Source organism: Acinetobacter sp. YH12135 (assembly GCF_013418565.1).
Lineage (GTDB): Bacteria > Pseudomonadota > Gammaproteobacteria > Pseudomonadales > Moraxellaceae > Acinetobacter > Acinetobacter towneri.
The window spans coordinates 1-25652 of sequence record NZ_VPBU01000013.1 but is presented as its reverse complement, the minus strand read 5'-3'; the positions used below and the strand labels follow the sequence as shown (position 1 = coordinate 25652).

Genomic DNA, 25652 nt, shown 5'->3' with positions numbered 1-25652 from the left:
GCAGGTTTTTTATATTTTAGCTTTCATGTGAAAGCTAAATAGACTGCGCGCAAATTATGGATTTGCAGCTTTGTAGCCTTCAATTGAGTTCAATACTTCTTGTTTCGCAACATCAGCACCTTCCCAACCACTTAACTTCACCCATTTGCCTGGCTCTAAGTCTTTATAGTGCTGGAAGAAGTGTTCAATTTGGCTGATCAATAATGGTGGAAGATCCGTATATTCTTGAACATCTTTATAAATTGGGGTTAATTTTTCGTGCGGAACGGCAACCAATTTCGCATCAATACCACCGTCATCTTCCATGTTCAATTTACCCACTGGGCGGCAACGAATCACAGAACCTGGCTCTACTGGGTGTGGGGTCACAACCAATACGTCTAGCGGATCACCATCCAATGAAAGTGTATTTGGCACATAACCGTAGTTCGCTGGATAGAACATTGCTGTACCCATGAAACGGTCTACAAATAATGCATCAGAATCTTTGTCAATTTCGTATTTGATTGGCGCTGCATTGGCAGGAATTTCAATGATCACATAGATGTCATTTGGTGCATCTTTACCCGCAGGGATATTGCTGTAGCTCATAGCATCACTCTTAAACAAGTTAAATCTTTTTAAAACCGCGTCAATTATAACGGTTTTCTGTCCTGAATTACTGCGCGATTATACATCTGCAAGGCAAAAATACATATTTTCAGACATGACTTGATCAGGTCAGTTTAATCACCATCAGCAAAATACAAATTGGACAAAGTAAAGACAGCATCCAAACAATTGAACGCAGCGTCGCCCAATTGGCTAAATAACAAATTCCATAAATAATGCGCAGCACAATATAAGCAATACCAAACATCATCACCACTACTTGTGGGATGACCATATATTCCGCCATGAGCACTGCAGCAATAAATAAAGGCAGGCTTTCAAAACTGTTTTGCTGTACGGCGTTAGCACGTGCAGCAAAACCTGTGGTTTTGGCTAAAAATTCACGTGGATTTTGGTTATCTTCACGTTTAAAGCCACCTGCCATTTTTGCGACAACAGCAAAGACATACGGCAATAAGCAAGCAATTATAATTAGATAAACAATTCCACTTATGCTTTGCATCAATTTTTTCTCATAAACTGTATTGAGAACTTATCATAACATGGCATTTCTTGAATAAATTTTGTTAAATAGCATGTTTTAAGCAATTATATAAAGGATCCATTATGGTCAGCCCAGATCAAAAGGAAATGTTAGATGTACTTGAAAAGCAGCGCCAACATCAACTGCGAGTGGATCGTGTTTTAAAAATTGTGTTGCCTATTGTGGCATTTTTATTGATGGTAATTTGCGCCAACATGAACGTATGGTCGACCATTTTTACCTTCATTGTGCTTTGGGTGGCATTTTATGCAGTGGGGATTAAGCGCTTACCACTCTGGCACTGGATTATTGTGATTGTGGTGTATTGCTTAATTGATAATATTTTAAGTTATGGCAGTTTTAATCAATCAGGTTTTAGCCGCCAATTTGGTGCGATGTTTATTTTCTTGGGTATTGTGGGTGTTGGGCGTCGTTACTTTGACCGTTGGCTGATGAAAGAGTAATACTTTTGCCTTTGTTGAACAAGAAACAATCTATTTTCTATAGCATATAAAAAACGCCCCTGAAGTTTCAGGGGCACTTTTATTTCAGAGCAGAATGAATTACGCAGTTTTACGCAAATCTTTACGCAAGATTTTACCTACGTTTGATTTTGGCAATTCATCCATAAACTCCACATAACGTGGGCGTTTATAGCCAGTTAAGTTCTCTTTAGCGAATGCTAATACTTCTTCTGTGGTTAATGATGGATCTTTTTTCACCACAAACAGTTTTGGCACTTCACCTGATTTTTCATCTGGTACACCAATTGCAGCCACTTCCAATACTTTCGGATGCTTCGCAATCACTTCTTCAATTTCAGATGGATACACGTTAAAGCCTGATACCAAAATCATGTCTTTTTTACGGTCTACAATTTTCACATAGCCGCGTGAATCCATAACACCAATGTCACCTGTACGGAAGAAACCATTAATCATCACTTTATTGGTTTCATCTGGACGGTTCCAATAGCCTTTCATGACTTGTGGACCACGGATTGAAATTTCACCTTGCTCACCCAGTGCAACTTCATTGCCGTCATCATCCAAAATAGCCACTTCAGTTAATGGTAATGGAATACCAATGGTGCCAGTGAATTCTTCAGATGCAGGCGGGTTTGCCGTTGCAACTGGCGAAGTTTCAGACAAGCCATAACCTTCAATGATGTTAGTGCCTGTCACTTTTTTCCATGCTTCAGCAGTCGATGGTAATACGGCCATACCACCACCCATCGCCATTTTCAATTTGCTGTGATCAAGCTGTTTAAACTCTTCATTGTTCACAAGCGCATTGAATAAAGTATTCACCGCAGGGAAGAAAGTTGGTTGATATTTGCGTAATTCTTTCATCACCGCAGGTAAGTCACGCGGGTTTGGAATTAAGACGTTTGCCTGACCTTTGTACATGCCGTAAAGCGCACACACCATGAATGCAAAGATGTGATACAGCGGCAATGCACAGAAAATACGGTCATCTGGCTGACCATCTTGTGCACCGAATTTACTCTGGAAAATACCATCACATTGCAGCATGTTTGCCACAAGGTTGCGGTGTGTTAATTCTGCACCCTTAGATACACCTGTTGTACCACCCGTGTATTGCAACACAGCCGTATCACTTAAAGTTAAGCTTGGGCGTTTGTAGTTGCTTGGGCTTACTTTAGACATTGCTGCGTTAAATTTAACGTGACCCGGAATGTTCCATGCAGGAATTTGCTTACGCACTGAACGTAAAACAAAATTCACCAACGTGCCTTTTAATGCACCTAGCATATCGCCCACAGAAGCAACAACAACATGCTTCACAGGGGTTTTACCAATAATCGCCTGATAAACGGACGCAAAGTTTTCAATAATCACTAAAACTTCAGAACCAGAGTCATTTAATTGATGCTCTAACTCACGCGAAGTATAAAGTGGATTCACGTTCACCAAAACTAAACCTGCGCGGAACACCCCCAGTGCAACCACAGGATATTGAAGTACGTTCGGCATCATCACCGCAACACGCGAGCCAGGTGCCAAACCTAAACTTTGTAAATAAGTTGCAAATTTACGGCTAGCTTCTTCTAGTTCACTAAAGCTTAAAACCTTATCCATAAAGATAAAGGCATCACGTGAACCAAATTTTTGGAAATTACGTTCAAAAATGTCTACGAGTGACGTATTTTCTGCAGGCAGTTCTACAGTTTCTGGAATCCCTGTCTTTTGGTATTCAGCAAACCAAATCTTTTCCATAATGCCAATTTCTCCAATCAATAATCCTTAGTTTTAAACTGTTTTTCTCAATACAGGACGTCGTTCTTTGCTTGTTTATGTCCCGTATTGCATCCATTTTCACGAATATAAACCATATATAACGTATTTTGCTTAAAAAACGCTAGTATTATCTTTGAATTAACAGTTTATTTGCTTTTTGGTAACCGCGTGGTAAGAGATGACCTTTCGTGCCGCGCTTCGCCACATACTTCAGCAAATCGTCGCCTTTGAGTTTGAGTTGTTGCTGTCCTGCAAATACTTGAATTGCTTCATCTAAACTTAAAGGCAACATAGACACCAACTGATCTTTTTCCTCAAGTTGTATCAATTTATTACCTTTACCTTTATTCAAAATTGGCAATTCTGACAGCTCAATCACCAGTAAACGCCCTGCTGAACTGAGCAGTGCAACATGACTCGCGTGTTCAATCATTTGCAAGTTCATCACTGTCGATTGTTCAGGCAAAGACAGGAATGCTTTACCTGCTTTGGCACTGGTATCTAACTGTTTGGCCTGCGTTTTAAAGCCGTAACCTTTGCTGCTGGCTGCTAGAATTTCAGTCTCATCATCGGCAATCAGCAATTGTTTAAAGCCAACACCACTGGCAGGAGCAAGTTTTGAACTTAATGGTTCGCCCAAGCCACGTGCCGAAGGCAGGCTATTAATTGGCAACGCATAACTGCGTCCCGTATCATCTAAAATATAGACGCGCTGATTGGATTTGCCTTGTGCATGACTGAGATATTGATCACCCGCACGGAAATTTAGATTTTCCGCATCGACCTCATGCCCTTTGGCACAACGAATCCAGCCTGCTTCAGACAACACCACCGTTACAGGGTCGGCAGGTAGCATATCTTGTTCATTAATCGCAGTCGCTTCGGCACGCAATACAATTGGTGAACGACGATCATCACCAAACTTTTTCGCGTCTTCTTTCAACTCACTGATAATTAAATTTTTCAATGATTCAGGATTCGCCAATTGTTCACGAATAATGGCAGCGCGTGCTTCTAATTCTTCTTGTTCACGACGAATTTCCATTTCTTCAAGCTTAGCCAAATGACGTAGCTTTAATTCCAAAATGGCTTCAGCCTGAATTTCATCAATACCAAAATGCGCCATCAACTCGGCTTTAGGATGATCTTCTTCACGAATAATCCGAATCACGGTATCAATATCTAAATAGGCAATCAGCAAACCTGCCAAAATGTGCAATCGCTTTTCGATTTTATTGAGATGATATTGCAAACGGCGTGTGACGGTATTTTTTCGAATCTCAATCCATTCCAGCAAAATACGACGAATCGATTTCACCTGCGGACGACCATCTGCGCCAATCATGTTCATATTGACACGATAGCTCGATTCTAAATCGGTCGTGGCAAACAAGTGACTCATCACCGCTTCGGCATCAATACGGTTGGAACGCAGTACAATCACCAAACGGGTTGGGTTTTGATGGTCGGATTCATCACGCACATCGCTCACCAACGGCAGTTTTTTCGCCTGCATTTGATCGGCAATTTGGGTAATGATTTTTGAACCCGAAACCTGATACGGCAATTCGGTAATTACGATTTCATTTTTTTCGATGCTGTACACCGCACGCATACGGTAACTACCACGACCTGTACTTTGCATTTTCAGCAATTCTTCAGGCGGGGTAATAATTTCAGCTTTGGTAGGTAAATCTGGTGCAGGAATATATTCTGCGACTTTTTCATCGGTTAAATTTGGGTTGCGAATCAGGGCAATTGTGCCTTTCACCACTTCACGCAAGTTATGCGGTGGAATATCGGTCGCCATCCCCACGGCAATACCTGTGGTGCCGTTAAGCAAAATATTCGGTACACGCGCAGGCAAATTGACAGGTTCTTTTAATGAGCCATCAAAGTTATCTTGCCAATCACAAGTACCTTGCCCCAATTCCGCCAAAAGTACTTCACTATATTGCGATAGTTTGGCTTCGGTATAACGCATGGCGGCAAAGGATTTAGGATCATCGGGTGACCCCCAGTTGCCCTGCCCTTCAATAAATGGGTAACGATAACTGAACGGCTGCGCCATCAACACCATAGCTTCATAACAAGCAGAATCACCATGTGGATGGTATTTACCCAATACATCCCCTACGGTACGGGCCGATTTTTTCGGTTTGCCGCTGTGCTTGAGTCCAAGCTCACTCATGGCGTACACAATACGGCGTTGTACAGGTTTCAAACCATCGCTGATATGGGGTAATGCACGATCCATAATCACGTACATGGCATAGTTAAGGTATGCACGTTCGGTAAATTCTGCTACGGAACGGTTTTCTGTCGCATGATGCGCAAGGTTTGTCATAAAACCTATCGTCCTAAATCATTTGTTTTTGTATCAATGGGCTTATGCTAAGTTGCAGTTGCATCCTGCACAAGAGTTAGTACAGATGCTCTGCGACATTTTGTGTCTTATGACTTAAAAATATGCATTTTATAACCAATATGCAATGCCAAATAATAATAGGCAAATTGTCTTTTATAAACCCATCGACTCTAGCGTTTTGCCTTTGGTTTCTTCACCCAATACCACAATCACCACAGCCACGGCCAATAAAACAGCAGTAAACATCATAAAGACATAACTAAAGCCATTTTGCATCACCATTAAGTGAGTGACCACCATTGGGGCGACAATCCCCCCCACACGCCCAATGGCCGAGGCCCAACCTGAACCAAAAGCACGAATATTGGTTGGATATTGTTCAGGAGTATAAGTGTATAGCACACCCCATGCGCCCAAGTTGAAGAACGACATCAAACAACCCCAGAACATGATCATCGCTACACTGTCGGCCTGACCAAAGAAATAAGCCGATACGGCACACATGCCAATAAAACCAGCTAGTGTGGCTTTGCGCCCTAATTTTTCGACCAGCCAAGCAGCTGCAATATAACCGGGTAATTGCGCCAAAATCATGCCCAACACATATTCAAATGACTGTACGATGCTGTAGCCTTGCTGCACCAACAGACTTGGCAACCAAGTGAAAATGCCATAATAGGAATAGACAATGCCAAACCAAATCACCCACAGCATTAAACTACGGCGTGCAAATGGCCCCGACCATAATTGGGTAAATGAGATATGCTGTTTGGCGGCAACAGGCTGAACTTCAATCTGTTCAATGACTTCTACCCCACATTGACGCTCAAACTTTTGTACCAGTGCATGTGCTTCGGCAATACGACCACGATTGATCAGATAAGGGATAGATTCAGGGACTTTTTTCCAGATAACCAAGGCATATAAGGCAGGCAAACCACCGATTAAAAATGCTGTATGCCAATCAAATTTTGGAATCACAAAATAAGAAACCAATGCCGCACATAACCACCCCAAGCCCCAAAAACTTTCCAGCAATACAATAAAACGCCCACGCACATGCGCAGGAATGTATTCACTGACCAAAGTCACCGCTACGGGAAGCTGCCCGCCCAAACCTAAACCGACAATAAAGCGAAAGACCAGTAACCAAGTTAAATTCGGCGCAAAGGCACAAGCGGCAGTAGCTAGACTGTAAATCACCAAGGTGGTGGCAAATACAGTTTTACGTCCAATTTTATCGGCCAGACCACCTGAAAAGACTGCGCCAATGGCCATTCCGACAAAGCCAATTGACACCACCATGCCTTTTTCGGCAGGGGTCATGCTCCAGTCTTCTGCCATTTTTGCCAAAATAAAGGAGATCAGTCCTGTATCCATGGCATCAAACATCCAGCCCAAACCAATCACCACCAGTAAGCTATAGTGGAATTTTCCAATGGGTAGACGTTGCACACGCGAAACTAAATCCATAACACACTCTTTAAGTTGGCTAAAAGGATATGGGCTAAAACACAACTGCTGTTGTATTTTTATACTATGAATTGACAGGATGTGGATAGCATTAAAAAACCGATCTAGTGATCGGTTCGCTTCTATTTAGATATTCAATACAATTCTTATAACCAATTAGGTTTCATCTTTAGAGGATGCTGAATGTTCATCATCGTCCTGATAAATAAATTTAGGCATTTCTAAGCCAAAATAAATCGCAATCAAACGCAAGGTAAAACCAAAAATAAGTGTTGCGATCACAGTTAATTCAAGTGATAAACCGATTTTGATACACAACCAATAGCAAATCACGGACACAAAAGAAATACTGGCATATAGCTCACGGCGGAACACCAAAGGCACATCATTACACAGAATATCACGCAGAATCCCGCCTGACACACCTGTTAAGACGCCTGCAACAGCAGACACCACAAAGCCATGCCCCATTTCCAAAGCAATTTGACAACCAATAATAGTGAAACCAATTAAGCCTAAAGCATCGAGCACCAAGAAAATGGAACGTAAATGACGCATCCACTTGGCAATTAAAATGGTGATAAAAGCTGCAATACAGGTCAGCACCAAATATTCAGGATGTTTGACCCAAGTCAGCGGATAATGCCCCAACAATACATCTCGCACCGAACCACCACCCAATGCGGTGACACAGGCAATTAAGGTGACACCAAACCAGTCCATGCTGCGACGCCCTGCAGACAATGCGCCTGTCATCGCTTCTGCGGTAATCGCGATTAAGTAAATGACCAACAACAACATGGACTTGCCCTTCTTTCACTAGGCCAATAGATGCGCGTTATAATAAGCGAAAAACCAAGATAAAGTTATAAAAATTGCGCACAACATTGCTTAAGTTTTTTACCCGAACCACAAATACACGGCTGTTTCATAGTCGGCTGTTGCCCTGTGGTCGGATCTAGAAAATACCAACGGGCCTGATGTTGCACAAAATGGGAAATTTCATGGTGAATTTGCGCCTGCTTGGCATCGTGGTAATGGGCTTTAAATTCAACTTGGGCATGGCTTTTATCTAGCTTTTCATTGCTATTCAGCACTTCGAGCTTTAACCATTGATTCGACTTGCTCCAATCTGCAATTGCGTCAACATCCAAACTTGCCTGTTGTCCTAGCGCAGTAGTTTGCACAATATAATCAATTTGTTGCAAGGCAAAAGCGCTATAGCGTGAACGCATGAGTTGGCTCGCGGTTTCTGCATGTGCCTGCCCCACGTGTAAAGGTTGGCAGCAGTATTGATAATCGCCTTGCCCGCACGGACATGCCAAGTGATGCATAGAAAATTCCAGAAATTTAAATCAATAATAGGGTCTGTTGACACTTCGTCTATATTTGCAATGGCAACAGCCCCAAAACAGCCTGACAATGCAGGCTATTTTAGCGGAAGCACAAGACTGAAATGCAGTTTGGCGTTCAGTTTATGATGCGCTTGAAGATTCCTGCTGAATCAAATGCACTTTTTCAATTTTATGTCCATCCATGGTCACAATTTCAAAAACATAACCATCGGAAAGCAATTTCTCACCATTTTCAGGCAAACGTCCCAAATGGAATAAAATATAGCCTGATAAAGTTGAATATTGCTCGCTTTCATCCACCAAATCACGACCTAATAATAAAGATACGTGACGAATATCAATGGAACCATCTAGCAATAATGTGCCATCTTCCAAACTTTCAGCACTGGCTTCGAGAGCATCTTCATCAGGGAATTCGCCTGCAATTGCTTCCAGAATATCAATAGGTGTGGCAACGCCTTCAATCGAGCCATATTCATTCAGCACAATCGCCATTTGCAGCGGTGCTTGACGCAATTGCTCCATCACCATCAAAACTTGGGCATTTTCATGCACAATCACGGGTTCACGCAAATGTGTTTCAAAGTCCAGTACACCTGTTTCAATGTATTGATTCATGACTTTATGGGTTAAGACAATGCCTGAGATATTGTCCAGTTCACCACGTGCCACAATCACTCGTGAATGGGTCATACTTAATAATTGGCTGCGAATTGAGGCATCATCTTCGTCTAAATCAATCCATTCCAGTTCAGGACGTGGCGTCATTACCGATTTTACAGGACGCTCAGATAAGCCCAACACTCCTTGTACCATCACGCTGTGATAGACGCCATTTTCAGCATCAAAGACTTCATCAGCAAAGGCGCGGGTAGCCAAAACATCTTCGTTGATATGACTGCTTTCTGTCGTATTTTGACTTTTGCCACCTAACATCCGCATCACAGCCGAAGCAGTACGGTAGCGTAAATCGGTGGTGGTCACGGTTTTTTCCTGATTTCTGCGGATGGTTTGGTTCAGGAATTCAATCATCACCGAGAAGCCGATGGCGGCATATAAATAGCCTTTTGGAATGTGATAGCCAAAGCCTTCCACCACCAATGAGAAACCAATCATCATCAGGAAGCACAGGCATAGAATCACCACGGTAGGATGCTTATTGACAAAGTCCATGAGCGCTTTAGAGGCCCACAACATAATGCCAATGGCGATAATCACCGCAATCATCATGACCGATAAATGCTGCACCATGCCCACAGCGGTAATCACGCTGTCGAGTGAGAACACCGCATCTAGCACCACAATCTGCACAATCACCATCCAGAAAGTCGCGTGCACAGGGTTTTCTTCTTTTAGTGCTGGTTTGCCTTCAATGCGTTCGCGCAGTTCCATGGTGCCTTTAAACAACAGGAACACACCACCAAACAGTAAAATCAGGTCACGTCCAGAGAAAGGATGTTCAAAAATATGAAACAGTGGTTGGGTCAGAGTGACGACCCACGCGATAGAGGCGAGTAAAATCAGGCGCATCCCCAAGGCGAGAAGCAAGCCCACCACCCGTGCCGTATTGCGTTGTTCTGGCGGTAACTTTTCTGCCAAAATGGCAATAAACACCAAGTTATCAATGCCTAATACAATTTCGAGTACGATCAGGGTCAATAACCCAACCCACGCAGCGGGGTCAGACATCCATTCAAAGATCATGCACTCTTCTCCTGAATATCATGGGTCAAACGTGCCACACGGCGATGACACTGAAAAGATAAGTTTGCTTGCTCTGGTTGGCACAGCATGTAATTTAAAAATATTCGTTCGGTGCGACTACTGCCACTGTCCATGACGATTCTATAGTTGTCAGACAAGCTTTGAGTATAGGAAAGTTTGCGCTCAGATTCATCCCCTTTTTGCGACATCATCCACGTCAATGCAGCACTTTCACAAATCTTTGCAAATTGAACACTGCATACTGACGGGTTTGTCATATTTGAGCACTAAGCTAGAGCCAACAAAAAGAACATGCTATGGTGAAGAAAATAAATGAATAGCGAATTAAGAATGACCCAATATATCAATAATCCATCTCCTCAAACCTCTCAACCTTTGGTGGCACTGTACTGTGGTTCGCGCTCTGGCAATAACCCGATTTATCAGGAAAAAGCAGTACAACTGGCAAGAAAACTAGCCGAGCAAGGCTTTGGTATGGTCTACGGCGGCGCGAGTATTGGATTAATGGGTTTGGTTGCTGACACCGTTGTGCAACATGGTGGGCAAGCGGTGGGAGTAATTCCTGAATTTATGCTGGATTATGAAATTGCCCACAGTAATTTAACCGAATTACACGTAGTAAAAAGCATGCATGAGCGTAAGGCGATGATGGCAGATCGTGCCAGTGCCTTTGTGGCGTTACCAGGTGGCTTGGGTACTTTTGAAGAAATTTTGGAAATTGCCACTTGGGGGCAATTGAATCAGCACCAAAAACCGATGATTTTATATAATGTAAATGGCTTTTATGATGCGCTGATTCAGCAATTAGATCATGCGGTACACGAAGGTTTTTTACCACCACAGCACCGCGCTAAACTGATCGTGTGTAACCACTCCCACAAAATTATTAATGCCTTGAAGAATTTGGATTCTCCACGTCATTTTGTGGGTTGAACTTTTTTAGCTACATGAAATAGCAATAAAAATGAAAGTGAAAGCGAGTCGGTGACTCGCTTTTTTAATGCGCTGTTTTAAACTGGTTTTACAGCATAAAAAAGAGAGCACCAAAGTGCCCTCTTTAATAGATTTCTAATTTTGCAATGCTGTTAGTTGAGTTTGATTTGGTACACAGCAGTAGTTCCGCTGACTTCATTACCTACAACCAACAGTGGCTTGCCGTTAGGCGAGTCTTTGGCTGCAATAAAGATCAAACCTTCGGGGCCGAGATTTGAATTTTCAACGGTAACCTCATTACCTTCTGCATCGAAAGATGTACGGGTTTCACCAAACTTACGATCATTAAAATGCTCAACAAAAGATGCTTGTGTCGGCTGGGTAATGTCATACACCATAATGCCACCCATACGCTCCAACCCAATAAAGGCAAAAGTTTTTTGACCAATTTTACCTAAAGCAATGCCTTCAGGCTCAGGGCCTTTATTGTCACTACGATCATCTATACTTAATTTTTCATGATTGGTATTAAAGTATTCTGGAAATAATTCAGCAGCTTTACGTTCAAAGTCATTTTTTGAGTCCCAAACAATTTTTTTGGTTTTAGGATCTACAATACTGAACGAGCGGCCACCATAAGCATATAGTTTGTCATAGGTCATGAAACCATCGCTGTCTAGCACAGGCTCACCATTTGTATCTTTCTTGTAACCTTGCGTCCAAGTAATCGTCAAACGACCCAATTGTGAATCTTTAATTAAATTATCTGCACAAACTTCATTGGCATCTGTAGTGGTACATGCTTTAAATACGTTTGAATCAAGCTTTGCGCCTTTAACCCCTGACTTTAATAGACGTAAATGCGCTGCATAATCGCCATTGGTACTGAAGCCTTTATTATTGAATAAGTGTTTAACACGAATTTCTTCTGCATAACCCTGAGTTATTTCATCCGTACCAAAATATAAGTCTTCATCAACCAACCATTCACGCGCATCGCCTTCATTGGCAGTGACCAAGTAGCTTTGTCCATTGGCTTGATATTGCGCAATTGCATCTGGCATATACATGCCGTATAAGCCTGGCCAAGCTTGAATATTAATCATCCCCTCATTTTTAGCACAGGCTGTAATCGTTTTACCGTTATAGTCTTGCTTACCAACAACACAATCACGATCACCTGCATCTAAAGCATTTGCAGCTAAGCCAAAGTTTTTATAACCCAATGGGAAAATATCGACCACTTGGTCTTGAATCAAATCAATCACAGCAATAGCATTGTTTTCTTGTAGACTTGCCCAAGCAGTTTTACCATCGTCACTCACCGCAATATATTCAGGCTCTAAATCTTGTGCGACAGTCGCATTTGGCCCAAAAATACGCACGCCCGCATCAAGCAATTCCTGCTTACGTGTATTCCATGCCTGAAAATCTGCAGTTTTTACAGTAGGCTTGTTGATGTCAGTTAGATTAATAATACTGATTGAACCTTCTGGATCAATCTTATAACCTTCATTTGGCTCACCTTCATTGGCAACCAAGACTTTTTTGCCATCTGGAGTAAAAGTCAACATATCAGGCAATGCACCGACTTCAACTTTGCTGATAAAGCTCAGGTCTTTGGCTTTAAAAAATGCCACGATGCCTTTATCAGTTTTAGGTGTTGCCTGAACAGCTAAAGCGACAATACCTTGATGTACCGCAACACTATTGACTTCAGAATTCGCCAAATGAGTCTTGGCATCCAAGCTGTTCAGCTTAACAGGTGCACTTGGGTTGCTTAAATCCAGTACATCGACCACGCCATTTTTCGCATTGACTACAAATAAACGTTTACTTTCAGCATCATAAGCAGAAATTTCCGCAGCACTCGCACCAAAAACTTGTGCATCGTATTCCCCTAAACGCTCCAAACTAATTGTTGTAGGTGTTGCTTCAACAACTTCTTCTTTTACAGGAATAGGATCATTATTATCATTACATCCCACCATCCCCACAGACAATAAAGCCAACATTAATGCAGAAATTTGCGTTTTCATAAATTACTCATCATTTTTCTAAATGCACCCAACTTACAAACTCAAAGTGAATAATCGGTGACAAATAGATGACAATTTCATTGCATTTCCTTGAATTTTCAAACACTTTTCATGTTTTTATAGATGCAGTCCGCTAGATTGCAAAATGGTTTAAACTAGACCAAATGTCCATTTTGCCGAGTTATGAACCAAACACCGACCCATCAAGCCCTGCATCCTGAATACCGTCTTTTGGTATTTCTGGTTTCAATTGGCTTTTTTATGCAGGCGCTCGACACCACCATTGTGAATACAGCAATCCCTGCAATGGCGAATAGCCTGCAGGAAGACCCGCTGCGGATGCACAGTGTTGTGGTGGCGTATGTGCTCTCGGTGGCAGCGTGTATTCCATTAAGTGGATGGTTGGCAGATCGTTTTGGGGTACGCAATACCTATTTTGCAGCGATTATCATTTTTACCCTTGCCTCTTTGGGTTGTGCTGCAGCAGCGAGTCTGAATGAATTACTGTTTTATCGGGTGATTCAAGGTATTGGTGGCGCATTGCTCTTGCCTGTCGGGCGCTTGGCGATGTTAAAAATCATTCCACGTACCCAGTTTTTATCTGCCATGAGCCTGATGAGTCTGGCAGGGTTGATTGGCCCCTTAATTGGCCCAACTCTGGGTGGCTGGTTGGTCGAAGTCGCCACGTGGCACTGGATTTTCCTGATCAACATTCCTATGGGCATCTTGGGCTGTTGGATTTGTATTAAAGCCATGCCGAATGTGACTGAAACTGAAGTTAAAAACTTTGATTTTCTCGGGTTTATCCTATTAGTTGTGGCGATGGCGGGCTTATCTTTAGGCATCGAAAATTTTGCCAACCCACAACATAATCTGCTTTGGAATTTAGCGTTAATCTTGGCTGGCGGTATTGCCGCAGCATGCTATGCCCGCCATGCCCATACTCATCAAAATGCCTTATTTCGCAGCGATTTATTTAAAAATCGCTTATATGCCATTGGTATTTTAGGTAACTTTTTTGCCCGCTTCGGGGGCAATGCCATGCCTTTTATCATGCCAATCATGCTACAGGTGGCTTTTGGTTTTGAACCGTTTCTCACGGGTTTGATGATGATTCCGACTGTGCTTGGTTCTTTGGTATCTAAACCAATTATTCGGCCTTTAATTCAACGTTTTGGCTATCGGCAGTTTTTACTGACCAATACGTTATTGGTCGGTGCCTGTATTGCCAGTTTTTCGCTGACCACTGCTGAAACTGCGACTTGGTTACGTGCCTTACATTTTTTTATATTTGGGGTGCTTAATTCATTGCAGTTTGTGGGTATGAATACCTTTACGCTCAAAGATTTACCTCAACAAGATGCCAGCAGCGGCAATAGTTTTTTATCCATGATTATGATGCTGTCGATGAGTATTGGCGTGGCATTGGCAGGTACTTTGGTGAATATGTTTAGTGCCTATTACGGCGCAGAACAGTTAGTCAGTGCCTTTCATGCCACTTTAATTTGTTTGGGTGTATTAAATATTTTGGCATTTTTAGTGTTTTGGAGTATCCCCAAACACACGGCTGTTTAAAACGCCATTACCGAAAGCGCATGGTGCTACACCGCACTGCGCGTTATGATATGACTTTGCTCCGCGAAGCTTTTTCAACATGCGCAAACCACCAAATCGAGCTAAAAACTCAGCTTTTACACCGCACTATCGTATGACCATTGCGGTGCTTGGCAGTGCTGTTTTGGCGGTTTTATTGTATTTGGATGTGTTGCGCCAACAACCTGCGGCAGCCGAAGAATATCCAATTCAAGGCTTTGACGTGTCACATCATCAAGGCGATGTTCAGTGGCAAAAAATTTCCCCACAAAAATATGCCTTTGTCTATTTAAAAGCCACCGAAGGAGGCGATTTTAAAGATCATAAATTTCAGGATAACTGGCTCAAAGCCCGTGAACATGGCTTTTTGGTCGGCGCCTATCATTTTTATCGCTTATGCCGTGATGGAGCAATTCAGGCAGAAAACTTTATTGCGACTGTTCCAAAAAAATCTGACAGTTTGCCACCTGTAATTGACTTAGAATATGACAGCAACTGCATCAACACTTACACCAAAGAACAGTTACTGCGCGAAATTCAAATCATGCATGATGCGCTATATCAACATTATGAAAAACAACCGATTTTTTATGTATCTAAAGCCTTTTACAATATGGTATTAACTGAAAGCTTTAAGCAAACACCACTTTGGGTCAGAGAATATCAGGGTAAACCACAACTGGCAGGTCAGCCAAAATGGTTATTTTGGCAACATACCAATCAGGGTCAAATAAAAGGTATTCACACCCCAGTCGACCTAAATGTTTTTTATGGCAATAGCAAACAATGGCAGCATTTTTTAACAGACAACGCAATTCAACCCACAAGACTTGAACCGAACCAGAAAAAATAACAAGATAGCTGCATCACAATAAAAAAGTACCGTCATGAAAATTATGAAAGGGCTGCTTTGGGCTGCTCTTACGCTCAGCATTTGTGCAGGATTCGCACTGCTTTACCTATTACAACCCGCAGGCAAACTAGAACAATTTTCCGCATGGCAATATTCAACAAAAACCGCAAATGCCAACTTAAAAGTACATTATTTTGGCGTATCTACCCTATTGTTTGATGATGGTGAAAACCAAATTCTGATTGATGGATTTTTTAGTCGCCCCTCTCTTGCACAAGTCATGTGGAACAAGTTAGACAGCCAACCAGCCTTATTGCACAAGTTGATTCAACAGCATCAATTACAACGCACACGTGCGATTTTGATCACCCATTCGCATTATGATCACACGCTAGATTTGCCATTTTTGGCGCAGCAAATCAAACACAGTCAAATCATCGGTTCAGAAAGTAGTTTGAACATTGCCCGTGGTGCCGCAATTCCTGAATCTCGATTAAGCCTTGTCAATCCTGCCCAACCAATACAGATTGGAAAGTTTAAGATTACGGCTATTCCATCACAGCATACCCCTGCCACCGCTGTGAATAATGATTTAGGTGAACAAATTCAACAACCATTGTCCTTACCTGCCCGTTTTTATGAATTTAAAGAAGGCGGCAGTTTTGATTATTACATTCAGCATCCTGAACAGAACATTTTAGTCAAAGCCAGTACAGGCGCGATTTCTAAACAATTACAACACTTGCAGGTAGATACTTTATTTTTAGGGATTGCACAGCTCTCTAAACAATCGGTTGCTTTTCAACAGCATTATTTAGATGAAACTGTGGGAACGTTGCGCCCTCGTGTCGTGATTCCAATTCATTGGGATAATTTTTTCCAGCCTTTAGCGCGCCCTTTAGAGTTTTTGCCCCGCATTGCCGACCATAGCCCACGGAGTTTACAGCGTTTGATCGACTATGCAGAACAGCAATCGACACAGGTGATTTTGCTGAATAGCAACACGCCTTATCCGCTTGCTCCGATGCTACAACCGACTTCCTAAACATGCGATACTGTTGAAATCTGAACGCTTCATCTAGTTTGTGCCATGCGGAAAATCATTCATATTGATATGGATGCCTTTTATGCCTCTGTTGAGCTGCGCAGTCGTCCTGAATTGCAGCATTTACCTGTGGTGATTGCTTCGCATCATCCTCGTGCTGTGATTGCCGCGGCATCCTATCCTGCGCGTGAGTTTGGTTTACGTTCTGCCATGTCGATGGCACAAGCCCGCAAACGCTGCCCGCAGGTGGTGGTACTCGAACCCAATTTTGCACTCTATCGTGAGGTTTCCACACAAATTCATCAGATTTTTCAGCGTTATACACCACTTATTGAACCCTTGTCTTTAGATGAAGCTTATTTAGATGTCACCGAAAATTTACAAGGTATTCCAAGTGCAACTGAAGTCGCAATGCGGATTCGGGCAGATATTTTTCAAAGTACAGGTTTAACGGCCTCGGCAGGTGTCGCACCGAATAAATTTTTAGCCAAAATTGCTTCGGACTGGCATAAACCCAATGGCATTTGCGTGATTAAACCCAGTCAAGTGCAGCAGTTTATTCAGGACTTACCCTTAAAGAAAATTCCAGGCGTAGGTAAAGTCACGCAGGAAAAATTAAAAAGCTTGAATTTAAATACCTTAGGCGATTTGCAACACATTGAAGAAAACCTGTTGATTCATCATTTTGGCAAATATGGAAAACGCCTGTTTTTATTTGCCCAAGGGATTGATGAACGTCCTGTGCAGGCAGAACGTGAGCGCCAGCAAATTTCCAAAGAAATCACCTTTGATGATGACTTAAACTTAGCCGAATGTGCAGCTTACTGGTCTAGCTTGATTGATCAGGTTTGGCACAGTTTAGTGAAAAAACAATATGTTGCACGTGGCGTATCGGCCAAATTGAAACTCAAAAATTTTCAGGTCTTACAACATAGCAAAAGTTTTAAACAGCCACTTGAGAGCAAAAACGATCTTGAAAAAGTCCTGCAACTTTTGCTTCACGAAATGCATATTCCCGCACAGGATCAATTCCGTTTAATTGGGGTCGGTCTGTATCAACTCAGCTCTGCCGATGAACAAGCACAACTGTCTTTACTGTAAATATCACGACTCGTAAATATCACGGATTTTAAAGCGGTAAACTTCCCGCTCTACATAAAACATACCTAGCCAATACTTGCCGATGAATACTAAAGCTATTTTTGTATAAATTTCAGCCAAAAGAATAAAAATAAGACAATTTACCCTTCACAGTTGTGCTTTTTAGAGTAATCTATGCGCGCGATGTATTTATCCGTACATACGCTGAGATGTCAAAAATCACCATTACTTTTGGCATACTTGTCCTGTGATTGGCGTGACGATCAAATCCGAAGATTACAGGACAACTCTGCGCTTGGCACTTCGCCGCTTTGATACACCGTCTCTCTTTTCCTCGTATTTTCCATTCAACTACTTTTTATTTTAAGTAGACTGCTGCCTGCATATTTTCCACGTGCTTGCCTGCCTCTATAATACCTCACGCTTTTTATACCCAATCGCTTGGCGCGAGGATCACACCCAATGGCTGTTCAACGTCTACATATCCAAAAACGTTATTCTGAAATTGCAATTTCGGGAAATTTAGTCCATTTGGCAGGGCAACTGGCAGAAGACACACAACAAGATATTGAGGGGCAAACCCAACAAACACTTGCCCTGATTGATCGTTTATTGGCAGATGCGGGTACAGATAAAAGCCACATCATGTCGGTAATGATTTTTCTAAAAGACATTGAGCGCGATTATGCCGCAATGAATCAAGTTTGGGATGCTTGGGTGGCAGATATACAAACTTTACCGCGTACCTGCGTAGAAGCCAAGTTATATCATCCTGACGTTTTAGTTGAGATGACTGTGGTTGCAGTCAAACCTGAAGAGCAACCCAACGTATAACAGATGTGATTGGATCAGGAACATACCCAAAAAAATCAGCATGTCATGGCGACATGCTGATTCATGTTGTCTATCTAGTGATTTTAGCGGCAAGCGTTTAGCCTAATACCTTCACTTTATGGCGTACAGAATGCGCTAAAAAATCATACTTCTTTAAGGCAGTATCCAAATCATCTAAATCTGCATAAGATGACGATGACTGCCCAAAAGCTTCGCGTAATTCGTGATATTCAGGCACATCTTCATAACGCAGCACTTTATAACCCGCCAAACGCAGCAATTCATCTTGGTATTGTGCATTGCGGCTACGTTTCAACATCAACAAATCATCTAAAGCCACAATTGCAACAACTTGATGATTGGCATCCAACACCACAAAATCGGCAATCATATTGCGGTATTTATGTCGAGTACGTGAAAATTTCGTGGTCAGCAAGGCATCAAAAGACACATGCGCCAAGATGATATGTTGAGGTAAAATTTCCTGCAAACGTGTATACGTCAGCTGTTCATTTAAGTTAAAAATTGCACGTTGCTTTAGTGCACTGTCCTGAGGTTTTTCTCTATTTTCCAAGCCCTTAACCGCCATCAAGAGAAAGAAAATCAGTATCAAAACCCCAATCAAAATATAAATGGTCATCATTCAATCCTTAAAATCATTTTTTATAGTTGTTTCGGCTTCATGCCGATTTTTTCATCAAATCAGTATATAACACGCTTTTATATTTAAACGTTCCATTTAAGAAACTACATGAAACATTGACAAAACCATCATAGAAACAGAAATTTTGTTTCACAAGCCCGCCTTTTGTCTAAGTGCTGTAGCATCTAAGCGTGTTTTTATCATTAGATACGAATACTGTATAGCATGCAAAAAAATAACAAAGCAATGCTTAACAGATTCGATTGTCGGACAATTCCGATGAAATGAAAAGCAAACAAAAAAGGCGCTGCAGCGCCTTTTGATGGATCTTAACTTCAAGTACTAAGCTTTCGATTTTGGCTTAGATTTTTTGTGTGAAAATGGACGTTTTTCACCTGTTTCACGTGGCGGCAAACCTGTGTGCTGAGTCAATATTTGCCCTTTCTTCGGACGATTACTGTTCTGAGCACGATTACCACTTTGCCCCGTACGTTTTTGTGAATCACCCGCGACAGTCGAGTTTTTCTTACGTGCCGTTTGATACTGTCCATCTGTGCCTTGCGGCTGATAGGTTGGAATCAGGTGCTGTTTAGAGTTCCCGATTAAATCTGCACGTCCCATTTCTTTTAAGGCTTCACGCAACAACGGCCAGTTGTTTGGATCATGGTAACGTAAGAAAGCTTTATGCAAACGACGACGTTTTTCGCCTTTGACAATATCCACATTTTCGGTATAACGCGCCACTTTGGCCAGTGGGTTTTTACCTGTGTAATACATGGTCGAAGCGGTCGCCATTGGCGATGGATAGAAAGTCTGTACCTGATCGGCACGGAAACCATTCTTTTTCAGCCACAACGCCAAATTCATCATGTCGTAATCGGTCGTTCCTGGGTGCGCAGCAATAAAGTACGGAATCAGATATTGCTCTTTGCCCGCCTCTTTACTGAAACGATCAAACATTTGTTTAAAACGGTCATACGTACCAATACCTGGTTTCATCATCTTAGATAATGGGCCTTTTTCGGTATGCTCAGGTGCAATTTTTAAATAACCGCCCACATGATGCGTCACCAATTCACGTACATATTCAGGGTTCAACACTGCCAAGTCATAACGTAAACCTGAACCAATCAGAATTTTTTTAATACCTTTCAGTTCACGCGCTTTACGATATAACTGGGTTAAAGGTGCATGATCGGTATGTAAGTTTTGACATACGCCCGGGAATACACAAGAGGGTTTACGACAATTCTTTTCAATTTCAGGGTCTTTACAATGCAAACGGTACATATTTGCAGTCGGGCCACCCAAGTCTGAAATAATGCCAGTAAAGCCAGGCGCAGTATCCCGAATTTTTTCCACTTCACGCAAAATGGATTCTTCAGAACGGTTTTGGATAATTCGTCCTTCGTGTTCGGTAATCGAACAGAAAGTACAGCCACCAAAACAACCACGCATGATATTGACCGAAAACTTGATCATATCAAAAGCAGGGAAACGTGCATTGCCATAAGATGGATGCGGCAAACGTGCATACGGTAAATCGAATACATAGTCCATTTCTTCCGTAGTCAACGGAATAGGCGGTGCATTCAACCACACATCACGTTCACCATGCTTTTGCACCAAAGCACGCGCATTGCCCGGGTTAGTTTCTAAATGCAAAATACGGTTAGCATGCGCATACAGCACAGGATCATTCGCCACTTCCTCAAAAGAAGGCAAACGAATCACTGCCAATTCACGTGGGGGTAATTTGTGTTTAATTGCTTTTGAAGCAGGCTGCAATTGCACAATCTGGGTATCTGCATCTAGCTGATCACCTTCACGCACAATTGGATTGCTGACCACATCTTTCTGGAAATTTTGATATTGCGCGAGGTTGTTGCCCTTATCTTTTTCAATCTCACAACCGTCTAAATCTTCGGTCATCACATAAGGGTTGATGATTGGATCGACACGGCCCACGCTATCTACATCATTAGATGCAATTTCAACAAATTTGGATTTAGACGCACGGTTATGTTTATTGATAATAAATGCTGTACCACGTACATCTGTAATTTCGTGGATTTTTTCACCTTTGGCCAAACGGTGGATCACTTCAATAATCGAACGCTCGCCATTGCCGTACATCAATAAGTCGGCTTTAGAATCCATTAAAATCGAGCGACGAACTTTATCCGACCAATAATCATAATGTGCAATACGACGCAACGAGCCTTCAATCCCGCCAAGTAAAACAGGCACATCTGGAAAGGCTTCACGACAACGCTGACAGTACACCGTAGCTGCACGGTCAGGACGTTTATTCGGCTGATTGTCTGGCGAATAAGCATCATCAGAACGGATTTTACGGTCTGCGGTATAGCGGTTGATCATCGAGTCCATATTGCCTGCGGTGACGCCCCAAGCGATGGTCGGCCTCCCTAAAACCCGAAAAGATTCCACATTGGTCCAGTCTGGCTGGGCGATGATCCCGACACGAAAGCCCTGCGCCTCAAGCACACGACCAATCACGCCCGATACAAAAGAGGGATGATCAATATAAGCATCACCACAAACTAGAATAAAATCGCAGGCATCCCAACCGAGCTGATCCATTTCTTCGCGTGACATCGGCAAAAATGGCGCAGGCTCAAAACATGACGCCCAATATTTGTCATAATCAAACAACGCTTTGGGTGCGGTCTGAGCAGTATAAGCAGTAGACATGGCTTGCAATTCTCGGCTGGGAAGTGGAAGATCAAAAGTCGATCAAAGATGAAAGCCGACTATTTTAGCATGAATTCCATTCATCTTGCTTGATTAAAAAACACACAAAATCAGCAAACTATTTTTATATCCTAAGTTGGTATCTGAATAAGAAAAGCATAAAGGGATAAGCCTAAAGCAATAATCCTGAATGCTTATCGCAGCGCTGTTGGTTTAATCTTTAAACGCCACGCACCATAAAGCGCCACACCCAAGACTGCAGTCATCACCCATGTCAGACCAGACCAGCCCCATTGTTCCCAAATCAGACCGCTACCACTACCGAGCAAACTCGAACCCATGTAGTAACTAAATAAATATAATGATGATCCCACTGCACGATACTGCAGTGCTTGAATCGACACCCAACTACTGGCAGTAGAATGTGCGGCAAAAAAAGCAAAGGTAAATAGCACCAATGCAGCCAATACGACGGCTAAATGTGCAATCGACATCAACCATAATGCGATCAACATTAGGACAATCACCATAGGCAACACACGTTCACGTCCAATACGATTGCCCCAGCTTGCCGCACGCGGTGAACTATAAATACCCGCCAAATAGGCAATTGAAATCACCCCAATCCAAACTTGGGAAAGCTCAAATGGTTTAGCTAGTAAATAATAGCTGATGTAATTGAAAACACTGACGAAACAGCCCATCAGCAAAAAGCCCTGTAAAAACAGGATTCTTAATTTACGGTCTGCCAAATTGGCAACAAAAGCATCTCTAAACCGCGAGAAGCGAATCGGATACGCTGTAAAATTTTTCGATGCAGGAAGTAACATATAAAAGGTGATTGCAATTAGTAAATTCAAACCACCAATAATTAGGGTTGCCGCTTGCCAAGATATAAAATCGACCAAGACCCCAGCAATTAAACGTCCACCCATGCCACCAATGGCCGTACCCGAAATATACAGCCCCATAGCAAAACCAATATCTTGCTGTCGAATTTCTTCACCAATATAGGTCATGGCGACCGCAGCTACACCACTCACAGCAATGCCAATAAAAATTCGTGTGGTTAAAAAGAATGACCAGATTGGAAGTAAGGCACTCAGAATTAATAAAATGGCAGCTAAAAATAAAGCCAAAACCATAATAGGTTTACGCCCAAAACGATCTGAAATAAAACCTGTGAAAAGCAAACCTATCGCCAAAGCCACAGTAGAAAATGACAGCGGGAAACTACTTTGGGTTGGTGTAACCGTAAAAAAATCGGCCAAAATTGGCATCATCGGTTGCACACAGTACAAGGTCGAAAAAGAAGCGAAACCCGCTAGAAACAACGAAAAAAGAATGGCTTTAAACGGCTTAGTACCATACTGAACATGAGATGCTGCAGCTAAATCAGACATATTTACTCCAATCACGCAATCAGTATACGCCTGTTTATGGACAAAAATAAGCTCGGTATTTTATCGTTTGCTCAAAAACAGCGTCAGTATCATTCATCACTTTGTCAGTTTTTGCTTACATGCATTGAAGCAAAATGAGGCTAGGCAGTATTTTGAGCTTACGGTATTCTTTAAAGCATAAGGAGACAGGATGTTTCCCAAACAGAAAACAACAATAATAGGTTTGAGCACCAGGATCGTGAGGTACGACAGGAGTTATACCTAAACACGAAATACAAAGAAACCCCGTCAGGATGATGGGGTTTCTTTTTATCTGTGTCTTGAGTATATAACTTTATCTATCATCACTTTCTATTTACACACCCCATAATCAAAAAGTCCCCAAACAAGGTTGAGGACTTTTGAACTTAGCACATTACAAGTTTAAGCTTTGGCAGCAACTGCTTTGCCTGCTTTAATTTGCTCAGCTTCATCTTCACTCATAATCAAGGCAACCGCAATTGCAGTGATCAACACTGGCAAACCTACTGCCATAAAGTTGAAGTGTGCAGGTAAATTCATACCCAATAAGCCGCCAATTAAAATTGGACCCACAATCGCACCCATACGACCAATGGCAGATGACCAGCCAATACCTGTTGAGCGTACCGCAAGTGGGTAATATTGTGCCACATAGCTATACAACAACATTTGTGAACCAATAGATGCTGCACCCGCCAAGAATACTAAGATGTAAAGCAAGAATTGATTAGATTGGAAGCCCATGAGGCTCATCACCAATGCACCCATGATTCCCAAGAACATCAATACAGGTTTTAAGTGGAAACGGTCTGCTAAAATACCACCACCCACGATACCAACGACTGCACCTACGTTCATCACCATCATGAACATTAAGCTGTTGTCCATAGAATAGCCTGCCGCCATCATCAGTTTTGGCAACCAGCTGCTGAGTGCATACATGGTTAATAGACAAGTAAAGAACGCTAACCAGAACAATAAAGTATTCACTGCACGACCGCGTTTGAACAAGCTCACCACGTTAGCAGCTTCAGGCACACCAACCTGATACAATTCAAAAGTGGTGTCTTCGGTAATTTTTAAATCTGGTGCTAAACGCGCTACGATTGGACGGGCTTGATCTTGCTTATTTTCTTTGACAATAAAGGTTAAAGATTCTGGCAAGAATTTCCAAATCACAGGCAATAAAAACAATGGGATACCCGCAATAAAGAACATGATTTCCCAGCCAAAACTTGGGGTAAACCATGAGCCAAGTAAGGCTGCCATTACACCACCTACAGCATAACCACTAAACATAGTAGTCACTAAGGTGCTACGCATGGTTTTAGGTGCATATTCAGAAGTTAAGGCCACAAGGTTTGGCATTACACCACCAATGCCTAAACCCGCTAAGAAACGTAAAATTGCAAACTCAGTTGGATTAGAAGCAAAGCCACCTGCAAAGGTTAAACCACTAAACAGAACGATACAGATCATGATGACTTTCTTACGACCAATTTTATCGGCCAAAGAACCAAAAATCATCGCACCAAACATCATACCTGCCAATGCAGTACTCGCGAGCATCCCCGCCTGAACAGCACTCAAGCCCCACTCATCCATCAATAAGGGTAAAACGACCCCATTAATTGCCAAGTCATAGCCATCAAATAAAATGATCAGTAGACACCATGCCACGACATTGAAATGAAATGGTTTGAATTTTGCGTGATCGATGACATCATTCACGTTAATTGCTTGATGTGCCATTCCTCACCTCCTGTGAGTTTGTGTTTCAGTAAGCTTGAATAGCAATTTTTACAGTGAAGACTTTCATTTTTATCAGTCATCCATGTCCACTTTTGCCATTCAAGTAGATTGTGTAACTTTCACACAAAACACAAAAAATAAAAATTCAACATTAGTCTAAAACATTTTATTAATTATGGGTTTATTGTTATTTTAAACACAATAAAATGTGATTATTCTTCTTAATATTTTCTTTTCCACATAAAAAAACACCCCCAACGCTAGTTGAGGGTGTTCGAATAATGAGCTGGCGATGACTTACTCTCACATGGGTAACCCCACACTACCATCAGCGCGAAGAGGTTTCACTTCTGAGTTCGGGAAGGGATCAGGTGGTTCACTCTTGCTATGGTCGCCAGCACAA

21 protein-coding genes and 1 rRNA gene are annotated in these 25652 nt (G+C 42.2%); 7 read left to right on the top strand and 15 right to left on the bottom strand.

Annotated elements, in window-relative coordinates; genetic code table 11:
* Positions 1-54: 54 nt before the first annotated feature.
* Both ppa and FTU70_RS08820 read right to left on the bottom strand, forming a co-directional pair.
* Positions 55-591, bottom strand: a complete 537-nt coding sequence (gene ppa, locus FTU70_RS08825) for an inorganic diphosphatase (protein ID WP_004975651.1) — start codon at positions 589-591, stop codon at positions 55-57.
* 124 nt (positions 592-715) lie between these two features.
* The gene (locus FTU70_RS08820; RefSeq protein ID WP_096902243.1) at positions 716-1114 is read right to left on the bottom strand and encodes an MAPEG family protein; all 399 of its coding nucleotides are present in this window, start codon (positions 1112-1114) and stop codon (positions 716-718) included.
* Between the two features lie 104 nt (positions 1115-1218).
* Here FTU70_RS08820 and FTU70_RS08815 point away from each other — a divergent pair, with 104 nt between their 5' ends.
* Positions 1219-1599, top strand: coding sequence for a hypothetical protein (locus FTU70_RS08815; RefSeq protein WP_180051991.1), 381 nt, complete (start codon positions 1219-1221; stop codon positions 1597-1599).
* A gap of 99 nt (positions 1600-1698) precedes the next feature.
* Here the strand turns inward: FTU70_RS08815 and FTU70_RS08810 are convergent, their stop codons facing one another.
* The 7 genes from FTU70_RS08810 to FTU70_RS08780 form a co-directional block, all read right to left on the bottom strand.
* A complete protein-coding gene (locus FTU70_RS08810; protein WP_179996483.1) occupies positions 1699-3375 on the bottom strand; it encodes an AMP-binding protein in 1677 nt (558 codons plus the stop codon).
* Positions 3376-3523: 148 nt separating this feature from the next.
* Positions 3524-5743: a DNA topoisomerase IV subunit A gene (parC, locus tag FTU70_RS08805; RefSeq protein WP_180060472.1), complete on the bottom strand. Its 2220-nt coding sequence runs from the start codon at positions 5741-5743 to the stop codon at positions 3524-3526.
* Positions 5744-5917: 174 nt separating this feature from the next.
* Positions 5918-7237, bottom strand: coding sequence for an MFS transporter (locus FTU70_RS08800; RefSeq protein WP_180060471.1), 1320 nt, complete (start codon positions 7235-7237; stop codon positions 5918-5920).
* A gap of 156 nt (positions 7238-7393) precedes the next feature.
* Positions 7394-8038 carry a trimeric intracellular cation channel family protein gene (locus FTU70_RS08795; protein ID WP_161419638.1) on the bottom strand — a complete coding sequence of 215 codons (645 nt, stop codon included), beginning with the start codon at positions 8036-8038 and terminating at the stop codon, positions 7394-7396.
* Between the two features lie 65 nt (positions 8039-8103).
* Positions 8104-8571 (bottom strand): YchJ family protein, encoded by a 468-nt coding sequence (locus FTU70_RS08790; protein ID WP_154321159.1) that lies wholly within the window; start codon positions 8569-8571, stop codon positions 8104-8106.
* A gap of 141 nt (positions 8572-8712) precedes the next feature.
* Positions 8713-10296, bottom strand: a complete 1584-nt coding sequence (locus FTU70_RS08785) for a TerC family protein (RefSeq protein ID WP_004975629.1) — start codon at positions 10294-10296, stop codon at positions 8713-8715.
* A complete protein-coding gene (locus tag FTU70_RS08780; RefSeq protein ID WP_143228680.1) occupies positions 10293-10508 on the bottom strand; it encodes a hypothetical protein in 216 nt (71 codons plus the stop codon). Before FTU70_RS08780 ends, FTU70_RS08785 begins: the two co-directional genes overlap by 4 nt.
* A gap of 121 nt (positions 10509-10629) precedes the next feature.
* Here FTU70_RS08780 and FTU70_RS08775 point away from each other — a divergent pair, with 121 nt between their 5' ends.
* On the top strand, positions 10630-11250 hold the full coding sequence (locus FTU70_RS08775) for a TIGR00730 family Rossman fold protein (protein ID WP_096902251.1): 621 nt from the start codon (positions 10630-10632) through the stop codon (positions 11248-11250).
* 152 nt (positions 11251-11402) lie between these two features.
* Here FTU70_RS08775 and FTU70_RS08770 read toward each other — a convergent pair whose 3' ends face one another.
* A complete protein-coding gene (locus FTU70_RS08770) occupies positions 11403-13289 on the bottom strand; it encodes a choice-of-anchor I family protein (RefSeq protein WP_180060470.1) in 1887 nt (628 codons plus the stop codon).
* A gap of 183 nt (positions 13290-13472) precedes the next feature.
* Here FTU70_RS08770 and mdtD point away from each other — a divergent pair, with 183 nt between their 5' ends.
* The 5 genes from mdtD (at position 13473) to FTU70_RS08745 (ending at position 18715) form a co-directional block, all read left to right on the top strand.
* A complete protein-coding gene (mdtD, locus tag FTU70_RS08765; protein ID WP_178318295.1) occupies positions 13473-14864 on the top strand; it encodes a multidrug transporter subunit MdtD in 1392 nt (463 codons plus the stop codon).
* A gap of 79 nt (positions 14865-14943) precedes the next feature.
* On the top strand, positions 14944-15735 hold the full coding sequence (locus tag FTU70_RS08760; RefSeq protein WP_180060469.1) for a GH25 family lysozyme: 792 nt from the start codon (positions 14944-14946) through the stop codon (positions 15733-15735).
* Positions 15736-15769: 34 nt separating this feature from the next.
* Positions 15770-16780: an MBL fold metallo-hydrolase gene (locus tag FTU70_RS08755; RefSeq protein ID WP_180060468.1), complete on the top strand. Its 1011-nt coding sequence runs from the start codon at positions 15770-15772 to the stop codon at positions 16778-16780.
* 45 nt (positions 16781-16825) lie between these two features.
* A complete protein-coding gene (gene dinB, locus FTU70_RS08750) occupies positions 16826-17881 on the top strand; it encodes a DNA polymerase IV (RefSeq protein ID WP_154321163.1) in 1056 nt (351 codons plus the stop codon).
* Positions 17882-18343: 462 nt separating this feature from the next.
* Positions 18344-18715, top strand: a complete 372-nt coding sequence (locus tag FTU70_RS08745; protein ID WP_104852890.1) for a RidA family protein — start codon at positions 18344-18346, stop codon at positions 18713-18715.
* A gap of 97 nt (positions 18716-18812) precedes the next feature.
* Here the strand turns inward: FTU70_RS08745 and FTU70_RS08740 are convergent, their stop codons facing one another.
* The 5 genes from FTU70_RS08740 to rrf form a co-directional block, all read right to left on the bottom strand.
* Complete coding sequence (locus FTU70_RS08740; protein ID WP_131261667.1) at positions 18813-19355, bottom strand: DUF2726 domain-containing protein; 543 nt, start codon at positions 19353-19355, stop codon at positions 18813-18815.
* 345 nt (positions 19356-19700) lie between these two features.
* Positions 19701-22073, bottom strand: a complete 2373-nt coding sequence (locus tag FTU70_RS08735; protein ID WP_180060467.1) for a YgiQ family radical SAM protein — start codon at positions 22071-22073, stop codon at positions 19701-19703.
* A 194-nt stretch (positions 22074-22267) separates the two neighbouring features.
* Complete coding sequence (locus FTU70_RS08730) at positions 22268-23476, bottom strand: MFS transporter (protein ID WP_131261665.1); 1209 nt, start codon at positions 23474-23476, stop codon at positions 22268-22270.
* 423 nt (positions 23477-23899) lie between these two features.
* Entirely contained in the window at positions 23900-25249 is a 1350-nt protein-coding gene (locus FTU70_RS08725; protein WP_096902259.1) for an MFS transporter, read from the bottom strand.
* A 284-nt stretch (positions 25250-25533) separates the two neighbouring features.
* Positions 25534-25648 (bottom strand): 5S ribosomal RNA (gene rrf, locus FTU70_RS08720).
* Between the last annotated feature and the right edge of the window lie 4 nt (positions 25649-25652).